Genomic DNA, 5,983 nt, shown 5'->3' on the forward strand with positions numbered 1-5,983 from the left:
ATGCGAAGTTCCGCGAGCTGACCCAGCAAGACCCGGATATCCTCTACGCACTCGGCAGCCAGATGGCCGAGCGTCTACGCAATACCACGCGCAAGGTGGGCGATTTGGCATTCCTCGATGTCACCGGCCGTGTCGCGCGCACGCTGCTCGATCTGTGCAAACAGCCGGATGCGATGACTCATCCCGACGGCATGCAGATCAAGATTACCCGCCAGGAAATCGGCCGAATCGTTGGTTGTTCCCGGGAAATGGTCGGGCGAGTGCTCAAGAGCCTGGAGTCGCAAGGTCTTGTCTATGTGAAAGGCAAGACCATGGTGGTGTTCGGCACCCGCTGACCGAGGCCACAGCGCCTGCCTGCGCAACGCAGGCAGGCAGGCGTCATTCCGGATCGGCAGGTGCGGCACGCCCCCGCACGCGATCAGGGAAGAACAGGCGCTGCAGTTCGCTCCCAGGCTGTTCGGCACGCATGAAGGCCTCACCGACCAGAAACGCGTAGACCTGATTGATTTCCATCAGCTCGACATCCGCACGATTGAGAATGCCGCTCTCGGTAATCACCAGGCGGTCCTTCGGTACCCGCGGTAGCAGGTCCAGTGTGGTTTCGAGGCTGACCTCGAAGGTATGCAGGTTTCGGTTGTTGATGCCCACCAGCGGAGTATCCAGGTGCAACGCTCGCTCCAGCTCATCGCCGTCGTGTACCTCCACCAGCACATCCAGCCCTTGCTCCTTGGCAACCGCCGCCAGCTCATGCATGCGTGCGTCGTCCAATGCCGCAACGATCAACAAAATGCAGTCGGCCCCGAGTGCTCGCGCCTCGACGACCTGATAGGGGTCGACCATGAAGTCCTTGCGGATCACCGGCAGCGAACAGGCCGCACGAGCCTGCTGCAGATAACTGTCTGCGCCCTGAAAGAAATCGACGTCGGTCAGCACGGAAAGGCAGGTGGCACCGCCTGCCTCATAGCTAGCGGCGATGTCGGCCGGCAGGAATGGCTCTCGAATCACGCCCTTGCTCGGTGACGCCTTTTTCACTTCGGCGATCACCGCAGCCTCCTTGCTGCGAACACGCTTCTCCAACGCTGCGGCAAACCCGCGCACCGGATCGGCCAACCTCGCACGCTGCTCGAGATCGCTCAGCCCGACCTGTCGGCTGCGTTCAGCAACCTCCTCGAACTTCCGCGCAATGATCTTTTCCAGCACGGTCGGCACGCTCATTTCTTGTTCTCCTGCTTGAACACTGCGGTGAAGGACACCAGCTCCTCCAGCTTGTCGCGCGCCAGCCCGGTACTAAGCGCATCGTGCGCCATCTCCACGCCTTGCTTGAGGCTGGTTGCCAGATCTGCGGCATAGAGTGCGGCGCCAGCGTTGAGCACGATCATGTCGGCGGCCTTCTGCCCGTTCTCGCTCTGCCGGCGTCCCAGCGCATCGCGGATCAAGGTCAGCGAGCCCTGGGCGTCCTCGACGTTGAGGCCGATGAGGCTCTGGCTCTTGATGCCGAAATCCTCGGGCTGAACGTCGTATTCGTGAATCTGACCATCCTTCAGTTCGGCCACATGAGTGGGCGCAGCCAGGCTGATCTCGTCCAGGCCGTCCTGCGCATGGACGACCAGGACATGCTTGCTGCCCAAGCGCAGCAGCACCTCAGCCATCGGTCGGCACAGCGCGTTGCTGAACACCCCGAGCACCTGATGGCGCACACCGGCCGGATTGGCCATTGGCCCGAGGATATTGAACAGGGTACGCAAACCCAGCTCGCGCCGCGGCCCAGCGGCGTGCTTCATCGCGCCATGGTGGGCCGGCGCAAACATGAAGCCGACACCCACTGTATCGACGCTGCGTGCCACTTGCTCCGGGGTGAGGTCGAGATATACCCCAGCCGCCTCGAGCAGATCGGCGCTGCCACTCTTGCCGGATACGGCGCGGTTGCCGTGCTTGGCCACCTTGCCGCCCGCTGCAGCGACAACGAAGGAAGCCGCCGTCGAGACGTTGAAGATATTCATCCCATCGCCGCCAGTGCCACAGGTGTCGACCAGCTTTTCCGTCGCGAAACGCACCGGCTCGGCCAGCTCGCGCATCACCTGCACCGCACCGACAATCTCGTCGATAGTCTCGCTCTTCATGCGCATGCCCATGAGGAAGGCGCCGATCTGTGCGTCAGTGCACTGCCCCGTCATGATCTGGCGCATCACCGCTTGCATTTCCTCGGTGGTCAGGTCCAGCTGACCGACGATGCGGTTGAGGGCTTCCTTGATATCCATCAGCGCATGCCTCCGGTCTGCTTCAGAAAGTTGGCGAACAGTTCATGCCCCTGTTCAGTGAGGATCGACTCCGGATGGAACTGCACACCTTCGACGTTCATCGTCCGATGCCGCAGCCCCATGATCTCGTCCACCGCCCCATCGTCCAGCTGTGTCCATGCGGTGACTTCCAGGCAGTCCGGAAGGGTTTCACGCTTGACCACCAGCGAGTGATAGCGGGTGACATTGAGTGGGTTGTTCAGGCCGGCGAAGACGCCCTGGTCATGATGGAACACCGGGCTGGTCTTGCCATGCATGGCCTGGCGAGCGCGAACCACATCGCCACCGAACGCCTGACCGATGCTCTGGTGTCCAAGACAGACCCCGAGAATCGGCAACTTGCCGGCGAAGTGACGGATCAGTTCCAGCGATACGCCGGCCTCATTCGGTGTACAGGGGCCCGGCGATACGACGATGCGCTCGGGCTTCAAGGCTTCGATCTCGGCCACGCTAAGTTCGTCGTTGCGTACAACCTTCACCTCGGCACCTAGCTCGCCCAGGTATTGCACGACGTTGTAGGTAAAGGAATCGTAGTTATCCAGCATCAGCAGCATTTCTAACATAACCTCTTGATTTTACTGCCTTTAAATTAACCATTCATCCAATGATACCCTCATATATACCCGCTTTTTATCTTGCTGCGGTTGATCTGGGGTATGCGACTAGTAGCCGAGGAGAACAGGAACGAACAAGGACGAACCGGCCAAGCCGGCAAAGAGAAAGTCAGGCGCGCCAGCGCCAACGAGCGAGGGCCTTGATAACGCGCATCAAGAGGGTATTGCTGGTATTCACGACGAAATCTCGCATTGCTATCGAGGCACAGTAGCCCAGCACGCAATAAGGCGCAATATCACTACATCGACGGGAGGCCCTACACTCTTTTTACTCGAGAGCCCAGCTCACCGAGGATGATGGCGGCAAAGCAGTAAGAGACTAGCGAGTTAGCAATCCCTCATAGCGCCGATGACATCATCTCCACGCTGCTGATTTTATCGCCCCAGCCACGCAGCCAGCGGAGCAGCAACTCGGTTTCCACAACAGTCGCAGTGATCTCAAAGCACTCGCCAAGTTCTGCTACATGCTGGTCGGCCGAAAGAGGCGACTCCAGCAGATGCTGGCCGCACGCTTTATCGATATGAAAACGCAGCTGCACTGCCCTGCCCCGGCTTACTCCGAAATCCCCGCCACTGCAGTAGTCCGCCAGATTGAAATCAGCCGGCCAGGGAAATACCTCCATACTGGCCTCGGCCTGCATGATGCGTGGCAAGGCCAGAATGCGCTCGTTGTCGTAGCCGTCGAAGCGGCAGACCAGATAAAGGCGCACGCCCTGCTGGACCAGGCCCAGCGGCCAGACAACGGCAGCCTTGCGGCGCCCTTGAGCATTGCGATAGTGAATGTGCAGCTTACATTCCCGATACAGCGCATCGCTTACCGCTTCGAAAACTGCAGGAGCAACCTTCGGTGCCAACAGCGGCTGGCTCTCGGGGATTCGCTGTACCTTTTGCAGCCAGCGTCGTTCTATCCCTGACGCCGAGGTGGACTCCAGCTCGCGGCGCGCTGTGGTAAACAACGGGGCCATGCTGCTAAGCGTGCGCGCAGGCAACAGTTGTGAAATCTGGCTTTTGGCCAATTGCAGCAACAAGGCCTCACTGGCAGTGAGCAGCGGCAGCTTTAGCCCCTCGGCCCCCTCCATCCAGCGGTAGCCATAAGGTTTGCCACGGGTATCGCACTCAATGGCAAAACGGCTGCATATTGCATCCAAATGACGCTGCACAGTGCGCAAGCTGCACGGATACCCGGCCGCCGCAACCTGCTCGTGAAGATGCACGCTGGTGGTGTAAGTACGCCGCGGGATGCGCCGCAGAATTTCGATGATCAGCAACGCGTTGTCGAGCGCATAGGAATGTGATCCGGGCATTGGGTTCAGCTCAGCCTTTCGCCAATAACTGTTTAAGGCGCGCCCACTCGCCTGAAGCACCACAACCAGCTCGAGACTCAAGCTCGCTGTGGTTGCAGCGCGGGCAGCACAGAGGAGGAAAGTCGCTGAGCTCAAGCGCGTCAGAAGCCGGCCGCCATATTTTGCGCCATCCGCAGGCTGGACAGCGGATCTCAACCGGGTGAGGTCTGAACGCCATAGTGCTCTCCAGGGCATGAGGACAAAGCGATACCCATCAGATGCTCTCGACCACCGGATAACAGGCTGGTCCCCATTCAACTTCAGGGTGATCGAGCATCAACTCGATAATGACTGGCAGCAGTTTTCCAAGCAGCTGCGTGCAATCACGCAGCTGCTTGCGATTGACCTTACCGTTCCAAGTGGCGCCGCCATGAATCAACTGGTTGCGCAGCGTATACAGACGATTGAGCACCACGCCGAGCAGGGCCGGTGTTTTCCCGCCCGCCAGTGCCAGTTGAGCAACTTTCTTACCCTTGGCAAAACGTGTCTGCCATTCATCTTCGGTGAGTTTCCCGGCCTGATAATCCCAAAAGCCCTGGAACACAAAAGGCGTATCAAGCAGTACCCGAATACTTCCGGCAAACTCCTGCCAAACCAGGCTGCCGATGCGTTTTTCGCCATCAAGTCCGCAGAGCTTCTCAAGAAAGCCCATAAAGGTCGCCTGCTCTGAAAGCCCGTATCGATCATCGATCTCGCAGGCATAGGCGGCGTTAAAGGCAATCCACAAAAAAATGAAACGGCCGTCATCATCGTCAGCCATCTCCGAGCGCTTCAGCCAGCTCAGGGCACGATGCACACGCAGGTTAAGGCTGGCCGGATAACCATCTCGCAGGGCACGGTGACGTTGTTTCAAGGTGTCGTAAGTCATAAGGTCAAGGCTACGCACAATGAGACTAGAAAGGATTCGCCACATGCCTGGCGACCGAGGTTCAGATAACGCGACAACGCACTAAGGTGCCTCACCCGACTCATAGCACCACCACCTCGTCACTGAACGCATCGGCCACACGGGAGCCTGCACACAGCACCGAATAAATGGAACAATCCAGCAACGATTTCTGGGCACGCAATGTCGCAGAGAACTCTGCTGAGACATTACAGTCACCGTCGGAAATCATTAGGACATCAGCTTTTTTGTAAGTGCTCTGCTCACCAATAATGCTCATGGCCCGCCTAAGCGGCGACTCAAAATCGGTGCCGCCGCCGTAGCCTTTTTGCAGGAAGCCCAGCAGTCCTGCAGCCTCGCTACCTCCCTCCATCGTAAACTCACGAATATCGCCGCTGGCACCGAACAGCAGTACATGCAGCGAGCGTCCTTCGGCTTTCAAGATGTTGGCGATGGCCAGTAGAAGCGCCTTGGCTTTTAATAGCGGCTCGCCCTGCATACTGCCGGACGTATCCAGACAGGCAACCACGGGCCCGGTTTGCTTGTGTTCTTGCGTGGCTTCTTCGCCATCAACGAAGGTCACTCCCTGCAATTGGTAGGTGAGCAGATTTTTCTCCAGCAGACGGGCGTAAAAAAGGGTTTCCAAGGTGTCGTCTTCGAGGTTCAACAACTCGCTTGGCAGCATCCTCATCACATCGCCACTACGGTGGGTGCCGTACACCTCGCTTTGGCTGGCCTGCGGCACACGAGTCTTTTGCTTGCGCTCTTCCGAAATATGATCGCGCCCCAACTTGCGCGCCAGCTCCTTGATATTCGCGTTGCGCTGCATCTGCGCTGCCAGCG

The 5,983-nt window shown here is 58.8% G+C and carries 7 protein-coding genes; 1 reads left to right on the forward strand and 6 read right to left on the reverse strand.

Translation table 11 applies throughout. The features are described 5' to 3' along the window. Window positions 1–335, forward strand: a 335-nt coding sequence (locus HZR81_RS22995) for a helix-turn-helix domain-containing protein (protein WP_500129347.1), incomplete at its 5' end; no start/stop codon positions are given. Window positions 336–378: 43 nt separating this feature from the next. Here the strand turns inward: HZR81_RS22995 and trpC are convergent. The 6 genes from trpC to HZR81_RS23025 all read right to left on the reverse strand — a co-directional run. Further along, window positions 379–1,215, reverse strand: a complete 837-nt coding sequence (gene trpC / locus HZR81_RS23000; protein ID WP_500129348.1) for an indole-3-glycerol phosphate synthase TrpC — start codon at window positions 1,213–1,215, stop codon at window positions 379–381. Then, window positions 1,212–2,258 (reverse strand): anthranilate phosphoribosyltransferase, encoded by a 1,047-nt coding sequence (gene trpD / locus HZR81_RS23005; protein ID WP_500129349.1) that lies wholly within the window; start codon window positions 2,256–2,258, stop codon window positions 1,212–1,214. The genes trpC and trpD overlap by 4 nt, the downstream gene beginning before the upstream one ends. After that, window positions 2,258–2,851: an aminodeoxychorismate/anthranilate synthase component II gene (locus tag HZR81_RS23010; protein WP_063539671.1), complete on the reverse strand. Its 594-nt coding sequence runs from the start codon at window positions 2,849–2,851 to the stop codon at window positions 2,258–2,260. Before HZR81_RS23010 ends, trpD begins: the two co-directional genes overlap by 1 nt. A gap of 398 nt (window positions 2,852–3,249) precedes the next feature. Beyond that, window positions 3,250–4,296 (reverse strand): helix-turn-helix transcriptional regulator, encoded by a 1,047-nt coding sequence (locus HZR81_RS23015; RefSeq protein WP_500129350.1) that lies wholly within the window; start codon window positions 4,294–4,296, stop codon window positions 3,250–3,252. Window positions 4,297–4,468: 172 nt separating this feature from the next. Then, the gene (locus HZR81_RS23020; protein ID WP_500129351.1) at window positions 4,469–5,122 is read right to left on the reverse strand and encodes a hypothetical protein; all 654 of its coding nucleotides are present in this window, start codon (window positions 5,120–5,122) and stop codon (window positions 4,469–4,471) included. A 100-nt stretch (window positions 5,123–5,222) separates the two neighbouring features. Next, window positions 5,223–5,983 (reverse strand): VWA domain-containing protein (locus tag HZR81_RS23025; protein ID WP_500129352.1); only part of this gene is annotated, 761 nt, incomplete at its 5' end.

The organism is Pseudomonas sp. LM13 (genome assembly GCF_041381355.1).
Lineage (GTDB): Bacteria > Pseudomonadota > Gammaproteobacteria > Pseudomonadales > Pseudomonadaceae > Stutzerimonas > Stutzerimonas frequens.

What these genes read in the sequence shown, in the direction of transcription:
- trpC (WP_500129348.1), bottom strand. Translation starts at nt 1,215, where the DNA reads ATGAGCGTGCCGACCGTGCTGGAAAAGATCATTGCGCGGAAGTTCGAG.
- trpD (WP_500129349.1), bottom strand. Translation starts at nt 2,258, where the DNA reads ATGGATATCAAGGAAGCCCTCAACCGCATCGTCGGTCAGCTGGACCTG.
- HZR81_RS23010 (WP_063539671.1), bottom strand. Translation starts at nt 2,851, where the DNA reads ATGCTGCTGATGCTGGATAACTACGATTCCTTTACCTACAACGTCGTG.
- HZR81_RS23020 (WP_500129351.1), bottom strand. Translation starts at nt 5,122, where the DNA reads ATGACTTACGACACCTTGAAACAACGTCACCGTGCCCTGCGAGATGGT.